Raw genomic sequence first — 25,937 nt, 5'->3', positions numbered from 1 at the left:
ATGGAATCACTATGCAGTCAAATACTAATACTCCAATCAATGTTGAGCACGCGAAAGTGCTTTCACCAAAACGAAACACAACCGATGCAAATACCACTGAAGCACTGGTTGCCGAGCAGCTCGCTCATTTTGGAATAGATGCAACAAGCGATTATGGAAAAGCGCTAGCAAGCACAGCACATCATCTTTACGGTGCGCAATCAAGCGTAATGCAATTGTGGGGCATTACCAGCAATACGCTACAAGGGCTTGATAAAGAAGACAGAGTAGCTTACTTCAATGCTAAAAAGTTTCTTTCTTTTCAAATTGCGAAAATTTTAGATACGCTACAAAACCCCTTTAGAGCAACTTATCAAAGCTTGTCAGGGGGCAATGGTTCTCAGGGGCATTACCCTTTATTCGATAATGTTACCGCGCTTTTTTCTGCAACGCCTGTGGTTGTGCGCACGGCAACCTACGTTTATGCCTGTACCGAGTGGGTCGATGACGCCTTCCAAGGTAAAGAATTCACTCACCAAATTTACTCACGCTTGCTGAACCCTACCAATATCTCACTAGCGAATGCCATTGTTGATATGGAAGCTGGTCCGTATGCCGCTGAATATCTGGCGTGGAACTTTAACTCTGGTATGGCAGCCATTGATGCTTGCTTGTCTAACGTGTTAAGTCATGGCGATGTACTTATTGTGTCGCGAAATGTGTATGGCGGTGTATACCAGCTTCTTCACGACTACTTTGCACGCAGTAATCGCATGGATATTCAGATTGCTTGGTTTGACGGTTACGACGCCCAAAGTTTTGCTGACTTCATGCAGCAAACTAAACACCAGCATGCTGATCGCTTAAACAATGGCGCTAATATGCATGTGTATTTAGAGTCACCGTGTAATCCGCACGGGTACGTACTAGATGTACCTGGAATCTGCGAACTAGCACATGCCGAGGGTGCATTGGTAATGCTAGATTCCACACTCGCAACGCCTGTGCTTCATCAACCATTACAACATAAAAACAAAGCGGCAAGACCAGACTACGTTATGCACAGCTACACCAAGGATTTATGCGGTAGCGGTGCCACTACCGCTGGGGTAGTAATTGGTGAAGGCCATAGAATGTTTCAGCCAAAAGGCAGCAGCATGAATGGTGTGGACTGGTCGCAAACTATGTTTTGGGATGTGTACTACATTAAAGGGGCTTTTTTAGATTCTGAAAAGGCGTTTGATGTTTTAAACGGCATGAAAACCCTTGAACAACGTATGATGACGAAAGTGATAAACACCGAAGTGTTTACATCGTTCTTAAATGCGCACGAGCAAATAAGAGTAAACTGTCATGCTTTGCCGGAACACAGTAATGCTGGACTTCGCGAGAAACAGCATGCGCATGGCTGGCCTTGCACGCTGTTTACGGTAGATATGGCACCCGCCAATTTACCACGTGATGTGTTTACGCGTTTCTTTGATGCACTTGAGCCCGCGTTTAGTCATCAGGTGAGCATTGGACAGAACAACACCATTATTCTTTGCCCGGCGTTAACGTCGCATTCTGAATTAAGTACCGAAGAGCAGAAGAAAGCGGGCATTGAGCTAACTACTATGCGTATAGCCATGGGAACCGATAACGTTAAACAACTCATTGCACACTTTATGCTAGCGGCGAAGCATTTTATTGAGCCTTACTCTCCCGGTTTTTGTGCCAAATTTATGGAAAACGAGCGCATAGACACGTTGTATTTAAGTACAAGCGAGCGCGTATGTGCGCAGCATTTTGGCAGTAAGGCAAGTATGGCATCGTTAATGAAAGGCCAGTAATCATTAAAGGTTAACAGAGAACTGGCAAGCCAGTATTAAGTTAATCTGCATTGCGGTCGATATAAAAACGAGAACGTTTTTTCATCCTGAGTCTTTCCTTATGCAGGCTCGGGATTTTTATTATTCAAGCTAAAAGGCTGCCCTATGCACCAATTCAAAATTGATGTTACGCTAGATGCCTCACTGTCATTTGTTTTTGCGGCATTTCACGAGCCGGAATACTTAGCCCAGTGGTTTGCACCAGGCGATTGTGTTGTGACGCAAGTGATGAGCGACTTCAAAGAAGGCGGAAGGTATCGTATTAAAATGATGGAGCCCAATGGTGCTGAAATGTCGTTAACAGGCGAGTACGTTACAATTTTGGCAAACGAACAGCTGGCTTTTTCTTGGGCATGGGAAGATGATTTAGAAGACTCGGTAATGACGTCGGTAGATATTCATTTTGAAGAGACCGACGAGAAAAACTTACGGTTGGTGCTTGTTCAAAGTGGCTTTGCGAATAAAGCTGAATGTGACCAACACAACTACGCGTGGATGTCGTGTTTAGAAAAGTTAGCCGTATTTGCCAGTGAGAAAAGTGCCTTTAGCTAACCATTAAGCACTAAGATTGGTGCGTGATTTACTGGAAGAAATGAAATCGTGAAACTATCTTTTTTGGGTAACACGTGTTTTTAACCAGTTGGATCGCGCCTAAATGCCTTTTCATTTTCTTTTCGTTTTATTGTTATTCTTTTCTTTTTTCGCAAACGCTGACCTATCAGATGAGGGTGAGCTTAAACCCATCAGCATTGTTACAGTAGAACGCCCCCCTTACACGAGTGATGTTGATAACCGCAAAGGCTTTTTAAGTGAAGTGGTAGAGTCTGCTTTTTTCTACGGTGGCTACAACGTTATTCGATACAGTATGCCGTGGACACGCGCAAAGCTACAAATAATGACGGGGGAGGCAGATGTTATTTTTCCCGCAAGTTATGAGGATGTTGTTGATATAAACGGCTCCAGAGTATTAATTCATAACACTTTGCCTGTTGTTTTAGTTAAACATAGCGAACAAAGTGATAAGTGGAATGGACGCCTTGAAAGTTTGAAGGGCCACAGTGTTGCCTCTCACAGAGGCATGTTGATTTCGGATGAATATAGTAATTTTACGGGCGCACATAAAGTAGAGATTGGCACTACTGAACAGCTATTTAATATGGTCCAAAAGCGCCGTATTGATTTCGCGATTACCGATAGACTAACAGCAGACTACATGCTCCAGATGCCAGCTTACAAAGACTTGGTTGTGGTGTCTCCCCCATACATAAGTTCATCTGAACTGTATTTAGGTATAAGCGAAGCCGACGATCAAAAAGACAGTATTAAGCAAGCTTTCGAGGAGGGCTTTGCGCATCTGAAGCGTTCTGGAACATACCAAGAAATACTCTCGCGCTATCAAATAGACGACAATATTCAAATGATACCTGATGAAACCCCCGTTGCCACTTACCTAGAGCCCAGTCGGTTACGGTCACTCAAAGGCAGCGGGCTGCCCCCCCGTACTATCAAGTCATCATCAGATAACATTAATGTCGCTATTATTGGCTTTAGCTGGGCTACCGACACCTATCAAAGTACTTACATAAAACAATTTACTGAAATGGCGGAAACACTGGGCGTTAAAGTCGCAATTCACGATGCTAAGGGCAGTATTGACCAGCAAAACAACCTGATGAAACAAGTTATCGATAGCAAGCCAGATGTCGTTGCTTTATGGCCGGTACACGGTGAGAAAGTTAAGCCTGCGCTTCAATATGCCTATGAGGCAGGCGTTCCAGTGTTTTTGGTAAATACACCTGTAGCAGAAGGTTTGTGGAAATATGTTCGGGGCTATATTGGCCCTGATAACTACAAAGAGGGCAGGCTAGCTGCCGAGATGATGGACACTGCGTTGGGTGGTAAAGGCAAAGTGGTGGAAATTCAAGGATTCCCTGGATATAAAACTGCAGTGCTAAGAAGCTTAGGGTTTCATCATTATTTACAAGAGAGACGCCAACATGACAGCGAGTTTGATATTGAAGTCATTGATGTGTCTTCAGGATATTGGTCGAGAGAGCGTTCTTACACCACAATGGAAAGAGTCATTAGACGCCATAGCGAATTCGATGGTTTATACGCTGCTGACGATAATATGGCGCTAGGCGCAATGCAGGCATTAACAGATGCAAATTGGCCAACCGACTTTAAAGTAACTTCAGCTACGCTGTTTGGTGATGGCTATGATGCTATAAAGCAAGGGAAAATTTGGGGCTCGGTGTGGCAGTCGCCAACAGAGGAAGCTAATTTGGCGGTAAAAACACTGGTTAGATTTATGCTGGGTGACGATGTGCCGCTATTAACGTTTTTACCTGTAAAGCCAATTACTAAGAGCGCGCTAGAAAGCACGGTAAGGCCTGAATTCTAGCGCGATACTATGAATTTTACGTTTCGAAAAATAGCGTTCGCAACGTCACTAAAACTTACATTCAGCTAAGCGCTTCAAGCGTGCTTTTGCCACTTTGTTCATCGAAAGTTTTAAAATCGTTGTAGCCCTCAACACTTTTGCCGTACCAGCTTGCAGGGTCATCAAACGCGGTCAAGGGGTAGTTGTGAGCAAAGCGCTCTGGAAGGTCAGGGTTAGTAATCCACGGTCTGCCAAAAGCAATCATGTCACCGTCCCCGTCACTAATACGCTTCTCAGCTTCTTCTTGGGTGTAACCACAGTTGCCGATGATTACACCGTCAAACAGCGCTCTAAACTCGGCTAATGTCATTGGCTCGCCACGCTCGTGAAAGCCAAATGCTAGACCATCCATTACGTGAAGGTAACCGATTTTTAGTTTGTTAAGCTGCTGGGCCACATAGGTGAATGTTTCTCGATAATCATCAGCGCCCATGTCGTTAAACACGCCGTTTGGTGAAAGGCGAACGCCAACTTGCTCTGCTGGCCAAATGCTAAGCACCGCGTCCATCACTTCAGATAAAAAGCGATATCTGTTAGCCAAAGAGCCACCGTATTCATCAGTACGTTGATTACTTCTGCTATCAATGAATTGGTTAATTAAATAGCCATTTGCCGCATGTACTTCTATGCCGTCAAAACCAGCCGCTTTAGCATTGGCTGCCGCTTTTTTATAGTCCTCTACGGTACGCTGAATGTCATCTACCGTCATGGCCTTAGGCACTTCATACTCTTTTTTGCCTTTTGGCGTGTGAATTTCATCACCCTCAATTTTTATCGCTGATGCTGATAAGGGCAGTTCACCATTATGAAAGTCGCTATGTGATGCACGCCCTGTATGCCAAAGCTGAAGCACCATTTTACTTCCTGCTTGGTGAACACGGCTTACCACCGAGCTCCATCCTTCTACCATAGCGTCAGAATATATTCCTGGCGACTCTACCCAACCATTGCCTTCTTCTGAAATTGATGTGGCTTCAGAAATAATCAGCCCTGCTCCAGCACGTTGTACATAGTGGTCGCCCATTATTTTATTGGGAACGCGGTTGGGACCTGCTCGTCCTCTGGTAAGTGGTGCAAGTACCATGCGGTTTTTTAGTTTGTTTCCCGCCCATTCAACGGTTTGAAATAGTACAGAGTCTGTCATTTTTAATCCTTGAAATTATGCTTTAACGCGATGTAAGTTGATAGCAAACCCAAAAGGGTTTGCGCATCGCTATGTATCAGTGAGTACAGAGATAGCTACGACTTGGATTGATTCAAGACTGGTTTTTATCGCGATTTGCTATAGAAAAGTTGATATCGTGCTAGCCAAATTAGGGAAGTTGGCTAGCACATTTACAGATTTAAACATTACAAAGCAGGTGTAAGGTATTTCTCTGCAAGCTGCTCGGCGCTAAGGGGTTTAGCATAGTGATACCCTTGGAACATATCGCAGCGCATACTTTTTAGAATAATCGATTGAGTTGCGTCTTCAATGCCCTCAGCAACCGTTTGTATGTTCATTGCCTTAGCTAAACTAATGATGCCTGAACACACAGTAGCGGCCTCTTGCTCATCCACGATATTATCAACGAACGATTTATCAATTTTAAGGAACTTAACCGGAAGGTTTTTCAAATACGACAGGCATGAATGACCCGTACCAAAATCATCAAGAGAAAAAGTTATTCCCGTTTCTTTCAAGTTTTTCATTACTGAAATAGCTGAAACGATATCTTCGAAAATAGAGCTTTCAACAATTTCAATATCCAGTATGTTTGCGGGCAGGTCGTAATGGGTTAATCGCTCCAAAATAAAGCTATGAAAGCCCATCGACAGCAGTGTTTTACCACTCACATTAATAGAAATATTGGGCACGTTGATTCCACGCGCGCGCCACACAGCGGCTTGATGCAGTGCTTTATCGAACACCCAACGCTCTAGTTTGTTAAGTAGTCTCGCCTCTTCTGCTAATTCAATAATAAGCAGTGGCGAAATAGCACCTAGAGTGGGGTGATACCACCTTAACAGCACCTCCATGCCTTCTAGCGCCAACCCCTGTGCGGTTAATTTAGGCTGATACAGCAAATGAAGCTTATCTCTAGAAATAGCATTGTTTATTTCACCCAATAACACGAAACGTTTTTGAATTTCCTCGTTTTGTTTTGCGCACAATACACGGCTGACAACTCCATCTTCATTAGAGAATGAATCAAGGTAGGCTCGCGACATTTTGCTAACTTCTTCAAGTGATTGAGTAGTATCAGACAAGTGATATACGCAAAGCGTAAGTGTTGGCGACAGGCTTACAGATGACGTATTGATAGGGTTCTCAAGACATGTTTTTAATCTTTCCGCTGTAAGATTATCATCGCTTTCAAGTGGCGACTGTAAATACACACTAAATCTATCGTTGCTCAACTTTCCAATGGAGTACATGCCAATATCCGCAGCGCAGTTTCTTAATCGCGCTATTACTTCAAGCACCATCTCGTCAGCGGTTACGCTACCAAATGCGGTAGTAACATAATCAATATTTGCGATATGCATTTGCACTATGTACTGTTTAAACGATTCTTTTGCAGACGATATTTTGGTCTCTACTTCTTTAAAAAAAGCCGAAGAGAATAGCGCATTGGTTAACGGGTCGCGGCTGCTCTGTAGCTGCTTTCTCATGCGATCGTCACTAAGCGTTTGTGGTACGTTTATCTCTTGTGATGCCAGCTTTGTGAAGTCAACAAGCATTGCTTTATCTTCCTCCGACATTGTTCTTGGCTTTGTATCAATTATGCAAAGTGTGCCAAGAGGTAAATTGTTTTTACCTCTTAGTACGACACCTGTGTAAAATCGAATATGTGGTGCTCCAGTTACCAGTCTGTTGTGGCGGAACAGAGGGTTTTCTAGGGTATCTTCAACCACTAGCATGGTCTCTTCGTGAATAGCATGCGCACAAAAAGCATCATCTCGATGGGTTTCGCTAGCATTTAATCCGCATTTCGATAAAAACCACTGTCGGTTAACGTCCACTAGAGATATCAGGCAAATAGGCACATTAAAACATTTTGCGGCAAGTCGCGTTATAGCATCAAAGCGTTCAGATGCTTCAGAGTCAAGCAAATTGGTTTGGCGAAGAGCATCTAACCTTAACTCTTCAACTGGATAGGGTTTTGCGGGGATACTGCCTTTAATCATTTCCATCGAGTGGGCCTTAAACGCTATCGATAAGCGTGTTCATGTATTACATAACCATCTTACTGCGACAGTGTCATATAAGGCTGAAACGTTTAAGGAATTCGAATAGTTTAAAAATTAATCAAAAGTTAGACTAAAGAATAAGATTTTAGTTAGATTTGAAGAGTGCGCCCAACACCGCAGGCCGTGATGCTCCCGTTACTGCGGGAACATTGCCAGGAATATTGTGTTTAAACGCATTTGCTAACCACGCAAAAGCAGTACCTTCCACGTGTTGAGGGTGAATACCAGCATTACTGCTATCTACTACGTTGAAAGCTGGCATAAGTGAACGTAGCGTTTGCATAAGCGTGTTGTTAAACGCGCCTCCACCGCACACAATAACCTCATTGGGCTCTTGGTTTCTTGGTGCGGGCAACTCACGCTTCACATCATTGGCAATGGTAATTGCTGTTAGCTGTAAAAGGGTTGCCTGCACGTCTTCTGGTGCAGTATCGGCAAAGGAAAGTAAGGTTTTCCTTAGCCATTGCAGGTTGAAATACTCTCTTCCAGTACTCTTAGGCGGTAGCTGTTGAAAGTATGGGTCTTTTACGAGGTGGTTTAACAATGCTTCGTTGACGTTACCAGACGCCGCCCAGTTGCCATTTTCGTCGAACGCTTTGTTAAGGTGCTGCTGTGCCCATTTGTCTAGTAGTGTATTGCCGGGCCCTGTATCGAAACCAAGCGGCGCGATGCCTGAATTTTCAGGCGCAAGGATAGTAATATTAGCCATGCCGCCAATATTCACTAAAGCTCGATGTTTTTCTTTGTGTGCAAATACCGCGTTGTGATAAGCCGGCACTAGCGGTGCGCCTTGCCCACCTAGCGCAATATCTTTTCGCCTAAAGTCAGCAATAACATCAATATTGGTGAGCACTGCAATGGTATTTGGATCGCCTATCTGACAGGTAAACCCGCGAGCTGATTGTGCAGAAAAGTCAGTGTTTGGTGCATCACCGTTAGGGTAGTGTCTAATGGTTTGACCGTGGGAGCCAATGGCCTCGATGTCTGAGGCACAAAGTTCGCATTTAGCAAGCAGTTCATTAACAGCAAGGGCAAATGCTTCAGCTACTAATCTATCGGCCACGGCCAGTGTATTTAATTCGTTAGGCCCTTCAGAGCATAAACGATTTAATACAGTTAGCAGCTCGTTTGAGTAGGAAAGTGTATGAGCAGCGAGTGTATTGCAGCTTTGACTAGATATATCGCATAGGACGGCGTCAACACCGTCCATGCTAGTACCTGACATTAGGCCGATATATTTCGCCATAAAGTGCTATTTCATGGCAAGCATAATACGCTTGTTGTTATTAAGCTGCTGTTGACGAAGGTTGGCAATTTCCATGAAACGCTCACGCTCTTCTTTTGCAATAGGCAGCGCCTTAGGCAACTCTACAGTACGAGGGTTGCGGTGCACGCCATCTACAAGAAATTCATAGTGCAAGTGTGCGCCAGTTACCATACCTGAGCTTCCTAAATAGCCCACCGTTTGGCCTTGCTTCACGGTCTCACCAAGCTTCACTGCGCGCTTTTTAAAGTGTAGATACTTTGTCGTGTATTTCTCACCATGCTGAATGAATACGTGGTGACCGTTGTACTTGTCATAACCCGCTTTAATTACCTTGCCGTCGCCTGCCGCCATAATTGGTGTGCCAACGGCAGCAACATAGTCGGTACCGCGGTGTGCTTTCCAGCGTTTTTGAACAGGATGAAAGCGTGCTTTAGTGAAGTTAGAGCTTACATATCTAAAGTTCACTGGTGCGCGTAAGAAGCTCTTGCGCATACTACGGCCTTCAGGCGTGTAGTAAGTGCCGTCTTCATGCAAAATCGCACTGAATGCTTCACCTTGGTTTGTGAACTCAGCAGCAACAATGTCGCCATAACCCACAAATTCGCCATCAATAAATTGCTCTTCAAATACCACGTTGAAAGTATCACCAGAGCGAATTTCCATGGCAAAATCGATATCCCAACCAAATATGCCCGCTAAGTTCATTATTTGGTTGCTGGTTAGGCCCGCATCGACTGCGGCATTCCAAAAGCTCGACGTAATTTCACCTTGTGCAAAATTATAACGAATGTCTACATCGCGCTTTTCAATTTCAGCCGTTAACGCGCTATTTTCGTCGCTGTTGTCAGGACGCACAAATAAGGTTTCTGTAGACGATAACTTGTACTTAAGTTCACCGAAACTACCGTCTTTATTCGCTTTAAACGACAGTTCATCACCAGGAAGTAAGGTAACTAATGTTTTTGAAAGCTCGCCAGACTGGGTAACGTTATAAACGTCACGCGAAGTGAAACCCGCTCGCTTAAATAGTTTCGCCAAGGTATCGCCGCTACGAACTTTAAACGTTTGCCAATGCGACTCTTCTTCGCCAGAAAATACGTCGGTAGATGGCGTGATGCTTATCTCTGCAGGGTAGCGAACTCCCGCATCAAGAATATGCGCTTCTTGATGACGACTTGCTTCTACCGGCTCAGACGGCAAAAGGATAAGCGCACCCAGAAAAAGGCTGGCTATCGCTAGCCCAGTTCGATGCTGCTTTGGTAATTTTTTGTATAAATGTAGCGCCTTAGAGGCGCCTAATGTCTTTCTCATACTACTGCCCACCTGAGAAATTTATGTGCACAACACTATTTCACATACGTTGCTTAAAAATGCAACTTTTCTCTTATTATAGTTAGCGCAAATTGGTATACCCAATGACTTTAATCAGCCAACTTAATGAGCGCTGAGATTTAAGCGAACAGGGGGGAGGGGCTGTAGCAAACCCTCCACCGCAGGGATGCGGTGGCGGAGCGCCCATGGATGGGTTTACAGCGTGTTTGCGTAAGCCCTTCCCCCCTGTTCTGCGATTTCAGTGCTTATTGGCTTGGCTAAAGCTATTGCGTTTAACAACATGACGCATTGTAATCCGGTTTTTGACGCCTAAACCTTTTAATGGTTCCCTTGTACGCGTAAAATGCCGGCCAAAATTGAAATTAGTCTTATCAAAGAGTGTGACTTACAAATGAACGATTGGCAAACAGCGCTGGCTGAGATTCAACGGGGAGTTGATGAAATTCTTCCCGAAGAGGATTTAAAAGAGAAACTTAAATCCGGTAAAACCCTTACGATTAAAGCGGGTTTCGATCCTACTGCGCCAGATCTTCACCTTGGTCACACCGTACTAATTAATAAACTGCGTACTTTTCAGCAGCTTGGTCACAAGGTTGTTTTTCTTATTGGTGACTTTACTGGCCTTATTGGCGATCCTACAGGGAAAAACGTTACACGCAAGCCTTTAAGCAAAGAGCAAGTTTTAGAAAACGCTAAGACCTATCAAGAGCAGGTGTTCAAGATTCTTGATAAAGAGAAAACTGAAATTCGCTTTAACTCTGAGTGGATGGACGGGCTTGGTGCAGCGGGTATGATTAAATTGGCGGCAAGCCAAACGGTTGCGCGTATGCTAGAGCGTGACGACTTTAAAAAGCGTTACAACAATGGTCAGCCAATTGCTATTCACGAGTTTTTGTATCCGCTAGTTCAAGGCTGGGACTCTGTAGCACTTAAAGCAGACGTTGAGCTGGGTGGCACTGACCAGCGCTTTAACTTGCTAATGGGCCGTGAGCTTCAAAAAGAGCAGGGGCTAACACAACAGTCAATTGTTATGGTTCCGCTTCTTGAAGGCCTAGACGGCGTTCAGAAAATGTCTAAGTCACTAAATAACTACATTGGTATTACTGATGCACCTAACGATATGTTTGGTAAAGTAATGTCGATTTCCGATGAACTAATGTGGCGCTACTACGACCTTCTTAGCTTCCGTCCATTAGAAGAAATTGCTGAGCTTAAAACCCGTGTAGAAAATGGTGAAAACCCTCGCGATATTAAGATCCTACTTGCGAAAGAGCTTATTGCTCGTTTCCACGACGAAGCGGCAGCAGAAGGCGCGCACCAAGACTTTATCCAGCGTTTCCAGAAAAATGCTATTCCAGATGACATGCCTGAGTTAGAAATTGCCCTTGGCGATGAAGGTATTGCAATTGGCAACTTGCTTAAAGAGGCAAAGCTTGTTGGCTCAACATCTGATGCAATGCGCATGATTAAGCAGGGCGCCGTAAAAATTAATGGTGACAAAGTAGAAGACACACGTTTGCTTATTACCGAGAAAGGCGAAAATGTTTATCAGGTTGGCAAGCGTAAATTTGCACGCATTACGTTAGCGTAAACATTGTTTAAACGTTATTTTTGAAAGCCCGCAATAGTTGCGGGCTTTTATGTTTTTATAGTTCAAGAATGGTTTCAAAGCCGCCATAAATTAAACGCTTGCCGTCAAAAGGCATGGGGTTTTCATCGCTTTGCATTCTTGGGTCTTCCATTATTTTCTTCCATGCCTCATCACGTACCGCTTTACTGGGCCAAAAAGCAATTGAAAACACTACGGTTTCATCGTCTTTTGCCTTCACCGCTTTTATAAACGACGTGGTTTCACCGTCGGGAACATCGTCTCCCCATGCTTCAATTAATTTTAGTGCACCATATTCTTTGAAAATATCGCCAGCTAGCTTGGCGTGGGCAATATAAGCTTCTTTGTTAGAGCTTGGTACGGCAACGGCAAATCCATCAATGTAAGACATAGTGATAATCCTTGTGCTTTCCTTTTGGGCGTTATCACTAGAGTAGTACGAAGTGTGAGCAGGTGGCTAGCAGTTATTGATAAGGTGCGAAGTTGTTTTTTAAGGCATGTGCGAGAGCGCTGACAACGCTTTGGCCTCTGCTAGCGCTCTGACTTGTGTTAATGCTCTGGACTTTTTCAGCGCTCTGCGACCTTTGCCCACTGGTATAGGCCATGCAGCGCCATCCTTCGAAATGCTGGAAATGGAAATGACGGTAGCGATGAAGAATATAGCGGTAGGGTAGTGTCGAAATTTTCTTGGCCCATCATACGCTGTGCTAGGCGCATGCCAGCAAATGCCGCAAACGATACACCAGAACCACAATAACCCATTGCGTACCCAAGTTTATTGGTGCTTTGAGTATCTGCAAATATCCGCGGCATATCGTCAAACGACACGCTTACCCAACCGCTCCAAAAGTAATCCATACCAATGCCTTTAAGGGTCGGAAAGCTTTTCACCATAGCCTTGTATAAGCGCTGTTTCTCACTGTTGCTGTCACTGCCTTTTGCGCTTACTGCCCCGCGTCCACCAAACAGCAGTCGGCCGTCGGGTAATACGCGGTAATAGTATTTCATCATACGCGTATCCATGAAGCTCATTGGCGAGGTTAGGCCGCAGGCATTTTTTTGGCTTTTTGAAAGAGGGGCAGTAACAAAAATACTCGATTGTACCGGAAACTGTTTATTGTCCACTTTTTCGTGAAAGCGCTTTGGCGTATAAGCATTACTAGCAATAACTACGTGTTTAGCGGTAATGATGGCGTTCGGTGTGCTAACTTCGAACCCGTTGTGCGTTTTTTCTATTTCCAGTGCAGGCGTGCTGTAGTAAAGCGCCGCACCTAAGTTATCGGCTACTCTGGCATAATCATCAATAAGCTTTAAAGGGTGTAAACAAGCGCCGTCCACTTTTACGCCACCGTATGCGTGCCCAATCGCAAATCTGTCTTGTATATCCGCTTGGCTTAAACATGTACTTTTAACACCATAGTCTGCGGCCTGCTTTTGTGCAGCATGGTGAAGTGTAGTTGCACTTTTTTTGCTGTGGGCAAGCTTGTAGTAAGCACCGTCGCACCAGTCAACCTGCATGTCATATTTATTTATTCGCTGCTTCACCAGTGCTACCGCGCCGTCAAACTCGGCCTGCATACCTTTTGCAGTCTTCTGATCCCATTTTTCTTCTATAGCACTTAAAGAAAGCCGTCCACTGCCAGAAAGCACAAAGCCACCATTACGGCCTGCACAGCCAAACCCTATCGTGTTAGCGTCGATTACCGTGGTGTTTTTATCAGCTTCCGCGAATGTGATTGCAGCGGATAAACCGGTGTAACCACCGCCAATTATCAAGTAATCGGTTGATATGTTTTGTTTAAGTGACTCAAACTTACGGCACGTGTGAGTATGGTGCCAGTAACTGTTGGGTTGTGGGTCAAATGGCGATACGCCTTTGGATTTTAGCGGGTCGTACATAGCTTATTTATACAACATAAAATTGAGATCTTAGCACTGAAAAAAAACTGCATGTGGGCTAGTGTTCATTACTCGTTATTCGTTGAAGCGGAGCATCATTTCTGCGCCTTCACATTCACAATACCCCTCACAAACGGGGCAGTCGTACCCTTCATGAACAGACGCATAGCGCCACTTGTTCGGGTGCTTTTTTATAAGCTCGCCACCGTTTTTGGTGAAGTATTTGAACGCACTGTTGCCTGGGCTTGCTAACCATATGTGTGCAAGACCAGCAAGGGCACCTTGTTCAGTTGCTTTTTCGATAGACTTTTTCAGTAACGTACTGCCAATACCAAGACCTTGCATGCTCGGCGACACCGTATTGCACTTGAAATAACACACATACTTAGCATCTACAGGCCAAAGGTCGGTAGAGCACCATTTGTCTGCTTGCCATTGGCTGTGAGCAAACGTAAGCCTGAATCCAACAACAATATTGTTGTGTAGCGCTACCCAGCTGGCGTTTACGTGGTTGTGAAAACTTCTATTGTAGTAGTCGTTTATAAGTTCATCGGTAAGATAATTGTCGCCGTGTACGGCGTTGCCAAGTTCAATGACTCCAGCGAAATGAGATGGTGCCAGCGGGGTGTAGGAGATATCAGATTGGTGCATTTTTATTTGTTTATCTACTTGCATTAAAAAGCTTCTTTAATCTTCGTTATCATTATCGTGAGCATGTTTGATGCCATTTAAATGTACATCTAATGCTTCAACAGAAATCAGAATTTCTCTGACTGACGTCCACAGCGAATAAAGTAGCGATACAAGACTAGCCGCAAATACCCAATTACCTACCTGTTGATAGGTAAGGTAGATAGCGAGCATAGACACCACACAAAGAAAAAAGGCGCTTACCCCCGCTATTTGCATGCGTTTTATTAACTGAATTCGCTTACGAAGGTTTTTAATCTGCGCTAGCGTGCTTTCGTCGCGCTCTTCTTTAGAAAAGTTTCTGATGATTGTGGCTAACGTTAAGAAGCGATTGGTGTACGCTAACAGCAACAGTGAAATTGCGGGAAATAGCATAGCTGGCGTAACAATATCAATTTTCACTATGGAAACTCTTTATCAATATTAAAAAGTTAAATACAGACCAAGGTGAAAAGTGTATCACTACATACGATCGACAGCCATGCCAGCAGCACTCCATCCAAGCATATCGCCTTCAAGGTGCATAACTTCTGAAAAATCGAGTTTTTGAAGTACTTTCATTGCTAGCTTTGCCCGGCGTCCAGACTGGCAGTAAATAATAATGGGCTTGTCTTTATGGCCTTCAAGCTCACTGATGTAGTCGTTTATATTTTCGTGGGGCATATTTACTGCGCCAGGAATATGGCCTTGCGCAAACTCTTGCGGAGAGCGTACATCGATTAGAAGCCAATCGTTATTAGCTACACGTTCTATAAGGTAAGGCGAGGCAGCAACAGATGCTTGTGAGCTGGCTTTGGCAGAATAATGTAAAGTAAAAAACAGAGCGATGCTTGAGACAATTAATATAACCGCAATCGCTGCTTTCATTCGAACCTTACTCTCTATGTATTAAATTAAACTTTAGTATAACGCTTATGCGATTTAGTTTATACCATTGCACAAGTTTTTTAGTTCATTAATTAACCGAAGTGAAAATCGGCTTGTGATATCTGGATTAACAGTAACGAGTGGTGCTTGCAAAAAATCGCGATGAGGAGCCCAGAAGTAAGCCAGTTCCTCAGGTGTGCTTTTGCTTGCTGCAATTAAAGCTGTTGGCTGCTTTGTAAGTACTTCTTTTACCGATACTTGAGGGTAATCTACTGGGCTATCTTCAAATGCCGTTTTTGCACCGCATACGTTAAGTAATTTATTTGGCCAAGCATTAGGGCCAATAGTCATAAGTGGTGCCGTCCAGGAGTAATAGAAAACTGACTTGCGTGGTGCTACGTCATACTGTTGCTCTAGCGCACTAATATCGGCCTGAAACTGGTGCGCTAACCTTATGGCAGCTGTTTCTTTATCCGTAAGCTTGCCAAGTTTAATCAGTTCACTTGCGATATCGCTTAAGTTGGTAATGCGGCTGCTAAATACGTTAATGCCAAGCGCTTGAAGTTTATTTATGTCTTGGGGTTTATTGCCGCCATCCCATGCAAGCACAAGTGTAGGTTTTAAAGCCACGATAGCTGCAATATCTGCACCTTGGTAGTCGGCTACGCGGGGCAATGAAGTGGCCTCAGAGGGATAGTCGCTATAATCACTAACGGCGACCAAATGTTGCTCTAGGCCTAGGCTGTAAACCCACTCTGTGAGGTGAGGTGCAAGACTAATAATAGTGAGCTCAGGGCTTGCTTTAACGATCTGATCTTCACTACTTTCGGCGTCTGCAAAAGCGCTTGTCATTGCCAAAAAAGCAAAAACAGCGATAAACGACTTCTGCGAGCTCATCATAACACTCCCTTCGCGAGCAAAACCAATGAAGCCACCGCACAAACAACGGCCATGGCGTAATGCACCGTTTGGCGAGTATGATGCATCGATGAATATTTAACATCGTTTACACCACCTACTCGGGCATGGCGGTATTTTTTGTCTGCGTACATTGCAGGGCCGCCCAGTTTAATATTTAAAGCGCCGCCCAATAAAGCAAGAAGCAGTGAGGTTTTGTCTTTTTGACGCGCTTTGTGCATTGCAGCAATACCTTTTATCGGATTAGTAACTACCAGCGTGGCAAAAGCGCCGAAGATAGCAGGAGGAAGCACTAATACCGACACTAGCTTTCTGACGGGCAAAGCAAAGTGATGCATACCTATTTCGCGGTAGTGCCATTGCCATGAGGTAAGTAGTAATAGCCGGTAAACAAGCGCTGCAATTGGGCCAAACACCACAAAATAGAAAATAACACCACAGTATAAATAGAGGAATTTTAGATAAAGCGACTCAATGGCCGCCTTTGCAATTCCAATATCGGTAAGTGCGTGGCATTGCCTTGCGGTGATGGTTTTTACCATTTCACGAGCAAGAGATTTCTTGTTGCGCCCTACACATGCCATTACTTTTTTGTACTGTTGACGTTGATAGCCAAAATCTAATAACGAAACCATGATGACAGCTTCGAAAAAGACGGGGTATTCCGCCATGTACACCAGCACAGCCAAACAAACGACAAGCGGTGAAAGTAAAACAATGGCAGCTAATGCTCCAGATATATAGTGCTGACCCGCGGCATAGTTGTCTGATGGCAGTACTTTCTGACCCATTTGCCTAATGAGGTAGCGCATGAAAGTGAGCGGGTGGGTGCTTTGTGGCCATCGCCATAGTGCATCTACAGCGACAGCTAACCAAAGTACTAACAGCGACGGGAAATAAAGGTCGCTTGCAAATAAGGTCATTTATTTGGCAAGTGTTTTAATCATTGCCATCACAAGCTGCGCTGAATGTTTTGCGGCTGTTTCTAAATACTCTTTAAAGCTCACCGAAGACGTTTTACCGGCAATGTCTGATAGCGAGCGGATAACTAGAAAGGGTGTACCAAGCATGTGGCAGGTCTGGCCTATTGCGGCACCTTCCATTTCTACTGCTTTCATTTCTGGGAAGTTGGTGCGAAGTTCTGCTACCGCTTCGTCACTACCAATAAATGCATCGCCCGTGCAAATAAGGCCGGTAGTTGATTGCAGCGTATCAATTTCACTGGCAGCAGACGCGGCAGCCTGCATTAAAGCTTCATTACAACGGTAGTCTTCTGGCATACCAGCACACTGGCCCAGCTTATAGCCGAAATGTGTAAGATCGGCATCGTGGTGAATTACATGGCTGGCAATAACCAAATCGCCAATATTGAGGTTCTTATCAAACCCGCCCGCTGAACCGGTATTTACGACAGCATCTGGCGCGTATTGTTCTATCATAACGGTAGTAGCAATAGCTGCTGCAACTTTACCGATACCGCATTTTACAAGCACCACTTCCATATCGTTAAGTGTGCCTTCGTAAAAAGTCAGGTGTTTCCACTGCGTTTCTTTTACATCCCAAAGAGAAGCTTTAAGAAGCGCAACTTCTTCATCCATTGCACCTAAAATACCAATTTTTTTCATAGTGTTACCGATATGCGTTGAAAGGGGGTTACGCGCTAGTGAAGCGCACTTACGATGTAATTGTATAAGGAATATTGGGAAACTGACAGAAAAATGCCTTTGTTACCGCTATTTTGAGAGTAAGAAAAATAGCAAAGCAACAAAGGCTAGGGGAAGAGGTACTACAATTTGTTACGCGGCTGCTGGACGACTTGAGCGAATAGGGCGCGTGGGGCGCTTTGGTGGCTCTGGGTTGTGTGTTGGCAGTTGTGCCATTTTCTGCTGAATACGGCGATAAGGAATAAGCTTATTTTCAAGGCATTCGCGAATATCGTCAACGCTGTAACCCGACTTCACCTTAATGCGAGCATGTGGTAAACCTGCAGCATCTAATGCGCCAGTTACAAACCAGTCTTTTTGTGATTTGTATCCGTCTTTACCTTGGTTGTGTACTAGGTCAATCGCAAGTACAGGGCTCATGTCTGTTTTATCAACCAATACAAAATCAAGCTGTCGGCTTGACGCTCTGCTTATCGCTTGGCTTGCTGTTTTCTTGTTTGTGGTTTGACGTACCGATACTAAGTCGTTTAAACGCACACGACACACAATGCGAAACTCTCTACCCATCGCTTGCTCAATAAGGTTAAGGAAAGAGTGCTCAACAGGAGTAAAAAGCTGTGGCTTTCTACGAAACGGAAATGCAACGCCACCATCAGACAGTTTTATGGCGCCTAGTGCAACGACAATAAGTAACATCATCAAAATAATTGCCAATTCCATTGTTATCCTCACAAAAATCAGTAAATAGCCATGTCAGAAAAATGACGCTTAGTTAAACCATTCAAGATGTATTACTGATTTTGCAAGGCAGATGCCAAAAATGATCTAACAACAAATATTTGTGATGTAATAAGCCCAATAAAGGTCCAAGTAAGAGCTATGTATTTAATTTTTAGAGGTTTTAATTTTGGGGAACCACAAGGATATCTACTTGCGATCCTGCGTTATCAGGTGAAATGACAATGCGCGTTTGATTATTTTCTGACGTTAAAAGGGTACGTTGGTTTACTGGCGCATGCACTTTCAGCGATGGTATACCTTGCTGGTAGAAAGCGACAACTTGGTCGTTTTTCTGCTTAGTGTGGTACACCATAGCCGCAGGTATCTGGGTCTCAAACTGCTGACATTGTGTAGCGTCGTCGGTAATTGAAACATCGTGAAATGATGAAGGGCACGACACAGTGTCAGGCTGCGATAATGATTGTGTAGCGTCAGGTTTGTCGCTATCTGTATGGCTGTTAAGTGCGAGTGTGTCTGCCTTTACTGGCGCTGAAACCACTGATGCAACCAATGCCAAAGAAAACAAAGGCTTTAAAAGTAATAATGTAGTTCTGTGTTTCAGCATAGGGGTACTCGTTATTAACCTGTTGCCAGCAAAGATTTGCTGATAGCCGCGCTTGTTTAATGAAAATAGTAGAGCGGAACCACAAACACTTCAACTACTACAATGGCTAAATAGCGGGTTATTTTGCCATTTTTAGGTATACACTTGGACACGATGGTATAAGCCGACTATTTGCCCTGTCCCACACCTTCAACTTTTTTCTTCAAACGTTCGACGTTTTTCACAAAATAGTCGTAATATGGATGTGCTTTGTCGGCAACTTCTAATGCTTTTTCAGCGAAATTCAGCGCTTGGGCTAGCTGATTTTGACCTTCATATCCATATACCACACCCGTTATCGCATCGGGGTTTTTGGGGTGGTGAGACATATTGTGTTTGAAAAGTGTCATGGCCAATTCGGGTTGTTGTTGCCAGTTAAAGTAATAACCCAATTGACGAACTACGTTCTCGGGCGGTGTGTCGTCTACTCCCCATTGTTTACCTAGCTGCTTGTAATAGTTATCAATGGTTTGCATGTCAGGCGTAACGTTTTCAGGCGCAAAGACTTTACTCATAAAAAACGATTGATAGGCGTGAAAGATGCCCGCGGTTGATGTTAAACCATGCGACACCCCGTCGTGTTGGTCAATAACCGTTTGAATTTTCGGATTTTCAGAGCTCTCAAAGCTAGCAAGAAGATTATCGTAATAAGGGCGCATAGGAAGCCCTTCATTACCCATATTCATGTACAGATAGGTATTTGTGGTGGGCTTAGAAGAAAGCCATTGCTTGGTTCGTTCAACCATGGCGCCTGTATTCCACCAAACCGCTGGGCTGTAAGCAATATGCGCATCAAACAGTGCTGGGCGTTCTTGCATAGCATATAAACTAAACACCCCTGCTGCTGAGGCGCCGGCAATAATTCGCGTCGAATGGGTGCGATAACGCTTTTCAACATCAGGGATCAATTCATTTTCTATAAATGATAGAAACTTATCAGCGCCACCACCAAGGCCAACCGGACCATTGGGATCCTCATTTACGGTAGGATACATATCGCGTAGTCTGTCGGTATTTTCAATAGCAACAATAATGACCTGTGGTGCAGCATCATTTTCCTGTAGCCTGCCTAGTACCGCCTCCATTAAGGGGATATTTTGGGCGCCGTCTAAACGATAAATAACGGGGTAATGCTGCTCAGTGTTAGCATAGTCTTTTGGTAAAGAAACCGAATACTGTCGCTGTTCGTCGAGTACTTCTGATTGAAGTTGTATTGTGTCGTAATCCTTTGCTTGCGCGGTGAACACTATAGAAAAATAGCTGGTGAGCGCTAACAACCATTTGAAATACTTCATATTTATCCCTGTTTTTTTCTCCCACTCTAGCAACTTTTAAAAGAATTGTATGCTTCTTATTTCGGTATTGTTTTTGTATAACGCTGTGCGCTTAGCTTTTATGGGTAGTTGAGCCAACACACTCCCTTAGACATGTTTTCTGCGGACCACGGCTTTAAAGCGTGACGCATTTATTGGTTTTTCGCCTTTTGTAAAGTGGTATGAACTTATCTGTCTTCCTATTCGTTAACATTTTACGTCGACGTGAAAACTAGCCTCAAAGGGAATGAACGTGAAGCATTATGCAATAAACACAGAAGTTGAGTGGGAATGGGGTAACGATAGTGCCGCTGGCAATATAAGAGAAAAATTCACCAGCGATGTAGAACGCACGCTGAAAGGCTCTTCAGTAAAGCGTGAAGCTAGTGAAAACGATCCCGCTTACCTTATTGAACAAGATGACGGTAGCAAAGTTTTAAAATCTCATAGCGAGCTTAAAAAATCATCTTAGTATAAAGTTCAATATTTTATCTTGAAGATAACTAACTTCGAAATGATGAGGTACTGCCGCTACTTGCGAGAGCAGTACCTAGAACAATTAAATAATTCGCTCTTTTAACAAAGCGCAACTTTCCTTATGTTTAGAGTAGGCTTGGCATTTATCTAAGGTGGCAATTGCATCATCGTTTTTCCCTATATTAGATAGAGCAATGCTTTTCTGAATAATGAATTTACTTTCATTACCAAATGTTTTTTCGGCGAGAGTAATGGCGGTAAGCGCATCTTCAAATTGCTGTTGTTGCATCAGATATTCGATCCTACGCTCAAATAATGCAGGTGATGCGTCTTGCCAGCGTTCAATGTAAGAAAGATTCTTCATGGCTCGTGTTTTATCTCCCTGTGCTAATCGCACATCAAATAAAACTTCTCTCATGTAAGGATGTGATTTAGTTGAACGTGAAAGGGAAGCCAAGGCCAGTCTCTCGGCCTGCGCTATATCACCTGCACTTAGTGCATTGGAAGCTTGAAAAGCAAGTTTATAACTTTCTAATGTTTCACGAATTTCTGTCTGCGATTTTACATCGCTCCAAGACTTTTTATCAACACGACGACGAATCTCTGGCTTGTATACTCGCAAAGCATAACCCTTCATATTTTCATCGCGGACTTCAGGGGCCATATGGCGTTTTTGAAAATAATCAGTTACAGCTCCCAACGAAGTCATTAAACCCTCTGCTAGAAATGAATCGATCTCCTCTCCTAGTCCATTAAAGTCGCCGGCAGTAAGTGCGCTGCTAAGCGCATTTTGCTTCTTTTCCCAAAACGCACTTAACATACCTTCTTGCTTACCCTGATAATTCTCGAGTCTCTCCAAAACATGTGAGTTTGCGCGCGGCGAGTATCCAGCGGCAATCGCTAAATCAAACCCTAGTAAATCGGCTTCGTCTTCTTGTGTACGCTTCCAAGCGGTATTCCAGACGCTGTCTGAAATAGTTTGAATAACGGCATTGTATACCATGGCTTTTGATATATTGTCGCTACCTTGCTCGCTAGGGTTGTACTTCAAGGTACGTTTACCACCTTGTTTTACAAAGTCTGTGTCTTTAGCAACGTTGGCCATCACTATTGCACTAGCAAGCATATTAACGTTGTCTTTATTTTCTTGCACGACTTTATCTCTATCGTGATGGCGAAGTAATATATGGCTGGCTTCATGCGCTATAAGAAGAGCAATCTCATCTTCACTCTCAATATTATTGAGTGTCCCAATAGGAATACTGATCATGCCGAAAGAATCAGCATAAGGCGCAAATGATTGTGAGTGCACAACCTGAATTTGTATGTTTACCGGGTTTCCGTCCCACTGGCTGAGAATTTTATCAAGCACGCCGTTTAAGTAGTTGTCTAGTGCTGGCGATTTTACAACATGATTTTGACGAATATGCCCCTCGGGAATGTCTTTACCGGAATAACTGATTACACCACCACTGCCACTAAGTTCATCTTCTCGTACTTTATATTCAGCAATGCTGGATTGGGTAATGTATTTACCCTCAAAGTTGTTGTGAATGCTGTCACCCGTTAAATTACCCACCGCATCAGTCATCCCCTCAAGTGTACTTTGACATGCGGTTAAACTAGTAAGTGCTGTCGCTAGTAGTGTCGCTTTTAAGGTATCTGTATTAATTAGCATCTTCACAAGTACCTCCAAAGCCCATTGTGCCAGTTTCTCTTCGGTCTTGTGCTCCCGTTGTGCCAATCTTGTAGCAAGGGAGGTCTACAACCTTTCCTTGATTAAGTTTTACATAGTAGGTGTCCAACCATACAACGTCACCATTAGTATCTTTAATTGCAATTAGATCAAGTTCTTCATTTTTCTCAATAACCACAATTGCAGTATCTGGAAGAGAAGAGACTGGTACATTGGCAATGACCTTTCCTTCAGAGTCTAAGGTTTCAATAGTTTCAACACTGAAGTCAATAATAGCCAACGGCTCAGCATGAATGTGGCCAAACACACCACACGTTAACAACATCACGAGTAACTTCTTAATCATAGTTTTTCTCCTTGGTAGAACCCTTTTAGATAAAAAAGTAGTTTTTTTAATGGGGCAAAAAGCCTTATTTTTATTGCGACAATTGAGAGGATGAGAGTGAGTTGCGCGACCCAATTAATAGGTTGGAAGTTAAAAACATAGGAAAACAATACGACAGTTGTGAATAGCAGCGCTAACAGCGCAAGAGCGGAATAAAAAATAAAGCGCTTTCGTGGTGCGTGGGCATGGGGAGCTTTTGGATTAGTAGAAACTTTTTCACGCCACATGAAAACCAGTAAAAACAGGACGCAGTCAGTAATATCGGCGAGGTCAATATTGCGCCATATTGTAGGAGCGGGTCTAAAATATTCGTCGTGATATGTGAGAAGATTATCTAGTGCCATAGCGTGCAGATAAACACCTGCTATTTGGCCGTGAACAGGCGAATAAACTTCATCTCTTGCTCCTTGAATAAGTGCTCCTAGCATTACGTACTTGTCTTTGAATATTGTTGAAAGAAGTGCTCTTTCGTCTTTGGATGTAGCGCTAAGATAAGAGGGCGGAACGGTAATTGAGTATGCACAAGGCTGTCGCCACTCAGGCACCAGTTTCCAAAAAACTTCCGATAACAATACTTTCGAAGCCATGATTATGGGATTTTCGTTCCCCAAACATTCATTATTATTTGTTAGCAATTTTTGTTGCTTTGACAATTGCATACCCCACTGAACAGCAATTGGCGGCATACTGTTAGGCTGGTTGCAGTTACCATTTTGCTCACAGAACTGGCGATGCATAGCAAACGCCGGCGTATCAATATTTCCAATTCGGGAAGGATAATAGTGTTCGTGCCCCTGCCACTGAACCACGACTGGGCGAGTCTTTGCGAAAAATCTCTGTTTTGAAAAAGCTGATTCTTTTATTTGAGGGACATAAATTGGTATACGCTTCCCATAGCGCTCAAATACGTTTATTAACGGCCGAGGTGTGTCCTCTTTGGTTGACCTGTCGTGAGTGTAGAGCAAATCAATAAAGAGAGCTTTGGGCTCGTACCTCAAGATTTGACGCATGAGGACTGATTGTTGGCTATATGACAATGGCCAACTTAATTGATTGCTACTTAAATAATGGTCGTCAATTAATACAACAACGATTTCACTCTGAGCCTTAGAGCTGTAGTATTGGGAATTCACACGATTGAGAATATCCGCTGAAGCATCGTCTGTCGCGGTTGTGATTTTGAAAGGGTCAAGTAGTAATAAAGTTACTAGTGATAAAGAGCGGACCCAGAGTCCTATCCGACCCCAATGTTTACTTTCTACAAAGGCAATGAAATAAAAGATGAGTGCTTTGATGATTACATTCCATGTCTATCATTCTAAATTCTATTGTTAGCGCTTATATTAGTTTTTGTCAAACATTGTGATATGCAAAGCATCCAAGGAATTAAGAGTATTTGTTTATATAGCGCCACAAAAAAGCCCAGTGATTTACTGGGCTTTTTTAGCTGCTAGCAGCTTAACTACTACAGATTGATGTTACTACACGCCAATATAATCCATTATCCCTTCGGCAGCTTTACGGCCTTCATCGATAGCCGTAACTACCAAGTCACTACCGCGCACCATATCGCCACCTGCAAATACTTGCGGGTGTGATGTTTGGAATGCAAATTTACCTGCAGACGGTGCACGTACTCGACCTTTTTCGTCAAGCATAATGCCAAAGTCAGCAAACCACGGCGCAGGACTTGGCTGGAAACCAAATGCAATAATTACCGCGTCGGCTTCAAGAATATGCTCAGAGCCTTCTACTTCAACAGGACGTCGACGACCATTGGCATCAGGCGGTCCCATCTCAGTTTTGACTAACTTAACGCCACACGCTTTGCCGTTTTCATCAACGGCAATATCTAGCGGCTGTAAGTTAAACTTAAACTCTACGCCTTCTTCTTTTGCGTTAACCACTTCACGACGTGAACCAGGCATGCTTTCTTCATCACGACGGTACGCACAAGTTACTTGTGCCGCGCCTTGGCGAATTGACGTTCTTACGCAGTCCATGGTGGTATCACCACCGCCAAGCACTACAACGCGCTTGCCTTTCATGTCGATGTAGTCTTCAGGGCTTTTTTCAAGGCCCATAACACGGTTGGTATTTGCTACAAGGAAAGGTAGCGCTTCATGCACACCCTCTACCTGTTCGTTATCAAAACCACCTTGCATGGCTTTATAAGTACCCATGCCTAAGAAAACGGCATCGTACTTATCAAGCAAGTCTTGGAATTGAATATCTTTGCCAATCTCGGTGTTAAGTACAAACTCAACGCCCATTTCAGTAAAGATTTGGCGGCGAAGCTTAATGACATCTTTTTCCAGTTTGAATGACGGAATACCGAAAGTTAGCAAACCACCAATTTCTTCATACTTGTCATAAACAACTGGTTTTACGCCGTTACGTACCAGAATGTCGGCACATGCAAGACCAGCGGGGCCTGCACCAACAATAGCGACTTTTTTGTCGGTCCATACAACGTCTGACATATCAGGGCGCCAGCCCATTTTAAATGCTGTATCGGTGATGTATTTTTCAATACTACCGATAGTTACCGCACCAAAATCGTCATTTAGCGTACATGCACCTTCACACAGTCTGTCTTGAGGACAAACGCGGCCACATACCTCTGGGAGGCTATTGGTTTTGTGCGAAAGCTCAGCAGCTTCTAAAATGCGACCTTCGTTTGCCAAGCTTAACCACTGCGGAATGTAGTTGTGAACTGGGCACTTCCACTCACAGTACGGGTTACCGCAGTCCAAGCAGCGATCTGCTTGGCCTTCGGTTTGAGATTGGCTCAGCGGTTGATAAATTTCCGCGAACTCTTGTTTACGTACCATAATCGGCTTTTTCGGCGGATCGATACGTTCAACATCGACAAATTGATATACGTTCTTTGCCATAAACTAAATCCT

Annotated in this window: 24 protein-coding genes; 5 read left to right on the top strand and 19 right to left on the bottom strand. The window is 43.8% G+C overall.

What is annotated here, in order from left to right; translation table 11 throughout:
- Positions 1–11: 11 nt before the first annotated feature.
- The 3 genes from V7R35_RS05620 (at position 12) to V7R35_RS05610 (ending at position 4,254) form a co-directional block, all read left to right on the top strand.
- On the top strand, positions 12–1,811 hold the full coding sequence (locus V7R35_RS05620) for a trans-sulfuration enzyme family protein (RefSeq protein ID WP_334013731.1): 1,800 nt from the start codon (positions 12–14) through the stop codon (positions 1,809–1,811).
- A gap of 144 nt (positions 1,812–1,955) precedes the next feature.
- On the top strand, positions 1,956–2,402 hold the full coding sequence (locus tag V7R35_RS05615) for an SRPBCC family protein (protein WP_334013730.1): 447 nt from the start codon (positions 1,956–1,958) through the stop codon (positions 2,400–2,402).
- Between the two features lie 103 nt (positions 2,403–2,505).
- Positions 2,506–4,254 (top strand): substrate-binding domain-containing protein, encoded by a 1,749-nt coding sequence (locus V7R35_RS05610; RefSeq protein ID WP_334013729.1) that lies wholly within the window; start codon positions 2,506–2,508, stop codon positions 4,252–4,254.
- Positions 4,255–4,315: 61 nt separating this feature from the next.
- Here V7R35_RS05610 and V7R35_RS05605 read toward each other — a convergent pair whose 3' ends face one another.
- From V7R35_RS05605 to V7R35_RS05590, 4 genes are all read right to left on the bottom strand, one after another.
- Positions 4,316–5,437, bottom strand: coding sequence for an alkene reductase (locus V7R35_RS05605; protein ID WP_334013728.1), 1,122 nt, complete (start codon positions 5,435–5,437; stop codon positions 4,316–4,318).
- A gap of 206 nt (positions 5,438–5,643) precedes the next feature.
- Positions 5,644–7,470: a sensor domain-containing diguanylate cyclase gene (locus V7R35_RS05600; protein ID WP_334013727.1), complete on the bottom strand. Its 1,827-nt coding sequence runs from the start codon at positions 7,468–7,470 to the stop codon at positions 5,644–5,646.
- Positions 7,471–7,612: 142 nt separating this feature from the next.
- Positions 7,613–8,773 (bottom strand): anhydro-N-acetylmuramic acid kinase, encoded by a 1,161-nt coding sequence (locus tag V7R35_RS05595; RefSeq protein WP_334013726.1) that lies wholly within the window; start codon positions 8,771–8,773, stop codon positions 7,613–7,615.
- Between the two features lie 6 nt (positions 8,774–8,779).
- Positions 8,780–10,105, bottom strand: coding sequence for an OapA family protein (locus V7R35_RS05590; protein ID WP_334013725.1), 1,326 nt, complete (start codon positions 10,103–10,105; stop codon positions 8,780–8,782).
- Between the two features lie 412 nt (positions 10,106–10,517).
- On the opposite strand from V7R35_RS05590, the gene tyrS reads away from it, so the two are divergent.
- Complete coding sequence (gene tyrS, locus V7R35_RS05585) at positions 10,518–11,717, top strand: tyrosine--tRNA ligase (RefSeq protein ID WP_334013815.1); 1,200 nt, start codon at positions 10,518–10,520, stop codon at positions 11,715–11,717.
- A gap of 55 nt (positions 11,718–11,772) precedes the next feature.
- On the opposite strand, the gene V7R35_RS05580 is transcribed toward tyrS, so the two are convergent.
- From V7R35_RS05580 to V7R35_RS05530, 11 genes are all read right to left on the bottom strand, one after another.
- A complete protein-coding gene (locus V7R35_RS05580) occupies positions 11,773–12,126 on the bottom strand; it encodes a DUF1428 domain-containing protein (RefSeq protein WP_334013724.1) in 354 nt (117 codons plus the stop codon).
- Between the two features lie 176 nt (positions 12,127–12,302).
- Positions 12,303–13,634, bottom strand: coding sequence for an NAD(P)/FAD-dependent oxidoreductase (locus tag V7R35_RS05575; RefSeq protein WP_334013723.1), 1,332 nt, complete (start codon positions 13,632–13,634; stop codon positions 12,303–12,305).
- A gap of 75 nt (positions 13,635–13,709) precedes the next feature.
- Positions 13,710–14,309 (bottom strand): GNAT family N-acetyltransferase, encoded by a 600-nt coding sequence (locus tag V7R35_RS05570; RefSeq protein ID WP_334013722.1) that lies wholly within the window; start codon positions 14,307–14,309, stop codon positions 13,710–13,712.
- Positions 14,310–14,321: 12 nt separating this feature from the next.
- Complete coding sequence (locus tag V7R35_RS05565) at positions 14,322–14,726, bottom strand: DUF2721 domain-containing protein (RefSeq protein WP_334013721.1); 405 nt, start codon at positions 14,724–14,726, stop codon at positions 14,322–14,324.
- A 60-nt stretch (positions 14,727–14,786) separates the two neighbouring features.
- Complete coding sequence (locus V7R35_RS05560) at positions 14,787–15,191, bottom strand: rhodanese-like domain-containing protein (protein WP_334013720.1); 405 nt, start codon at positions 15,189–15,191, stop codon at positions 14,787–14,789.
- Positions 15,192–15,245: 54 nt separating this feature from the next.
- The gene (locus V7R35_RS05555) at positions 15,246–16,091 is read right to left on the bottom strand and encodes a cobalamin-binding protein (RefSeq protein WP_334013719.1); all 846 of its coding nucleotides are present in this window, start codon (positions 16,089–16,091) and stop codon (positions 15,246–15,248) included.
- Entirely contained in the window at positions 16,088–17,032 is a 945-nt protein-coding gene (locus V7R35_RS05550) for a cobalamin biosynthesis protein (protein WP_334013718.1), read from the bottom strand. Before V7R35_RS05550 ends, V7R35_RS05555 begins: the two co-directional genes overlap by 4 nt.
- Positions 17,033–17,734, bottom strand: a complete 702-nt coding sequence (locus tag V7R35_RS05545) for a 5'-methylthioadenosine/adenosylhomocysteine nucleosidase (RefSeq protein WP_334013717.1) — start codon at positions 17,732–17,734, stop codon at positions 17,033–17,035. It abuts the gene before it with no gap.
- Between the two features lie 171 nt (positions 17,735–17,905).
- Positions 17,906–18,493 (bottom strand): DUF2726 domain-containing protein, encoded by a 588-nt coding sequence (locus V7R35_RS05540; protein WP_334013716.1) that lies wholly within the window; start codon positions 18,491–18,493, stop codon positions 17,906–17,908.
- A 181-nt stretch (positions 18,494–18,674) separates the two neighbouring features.
- On the bottom strand, positions 18,675–19,118 hold the full coding sequence (locus V7R35_RS05535) for a hypothetical protein (RefSeq protein ID WP_334013715.1): 444 nt from the start codon (positions 19,116–19,118) through the stop codon (positions 18,675–18,677).
- A 167-nt stretch (positions 19,119–19,285) separates the two neighbouring features.
- Entirely contained in the window at positions 19,286–20,452 is a 1,167-nt protein-coding gene (locus V7R35_RS05530) for an alpha/beta hydrolase-fold protein (protein WP_334013714.1), read from the bottom strand.
- Positions 20,453–20,723: 271 nt separating this feature from the next.
- Between V7R35_RS05530 and V7R35_RS05525 the strand changes: the two genes are divergently transcribed.
- Positions 20,724–20,942, top strand: coding sequence for a DUF2945 domain-containing protein (locus V7R35_RS05525; RefSeq protein ID WP_334013713.1), 219 nt, complete (start codon positions 20,724–20,726; stop codon positions 20,940–20,942).
- An 87-nt stretch (positions 20,943–21,029) separates the two neighbouring features.
- Here the strand turns inward: V7R35_RS05525 and V7R35_RS05520 are convergent, their stop codons facing one another.
- The 4 genes from V7R35_RS05520 to V7R35_RS05505 all read right to left on the bottom strand — a co-directional run bounded on the left by V7R35_RS05520 (position 21,030) and on the right by V7R35_RS05505 (position 25,925).
- Positions 21,030–22,625 carry a M48 family metalloprotease gene (locus V7R35_RS05520; RefSeq protein WP_334013814.1) on the bottom strand — a complete coding sequence of 532 codons (1,596 nt, stop codon included), beginning with the start codon at positions 22,623–22,625 and terminating at the stop codon, positions 21,030–21,032.
- A complete protein-coding gene (locus tag V7R35_RS05515) occupies positions 22,615–22,989 on the bottom strand; it encodes a hypothetical protein (protein WP_334013712.1) in 375 nt (124 codons plus the stop codon). Before V7R35_RS05515 ends, V7R35_RS05520 begins: the two co-directional genes overlap by 11 nt.
- Positions 22,986–24,266 (bottom strand): CHASE2 domain-containing protein, encoded by a 1,281-nt coding sequence (locus V7R35_RS05510; RefSeq protein ID WP_334013813.1) that lies wholly within the window; start codon positions 24,264–24,266, stop codon positions 22,986–22,988. The genes V7R35_RS05515 and V7R35_RS05510 overlap by 4 nt, the downstream gene beginning before the upstream one ends.
- A gap of 243 nt (positions 24,267–24,509) precedes the next feature.
- Positions 24,510–25,925, bottom strand: a complete 1,416-nt coding sequence (locus tag V7R35_RS05505) for an FAD-dependent oxidoreductase (protein WP_334013711.1) — start codon at positions 25,923–25,925, stop codon at positions 24,510–24,512.
- Positions 25,926–25,937 lie beyond the last annotated feature (12 nt).

This window comes from Alteromonas sp. S167, assembly GCF_036864375.1.
Lineage (GTDB): Bacteria > Pseudomonadota > Gammaproteobacteria > Enterobacterales > Alteromonadaceae > Alteromonas.
The sequence above is the reverse complement of the archived record's forward strand: the minus strand, read 5'-3'. Positions and strand labels throughout refer to the sequence as shown.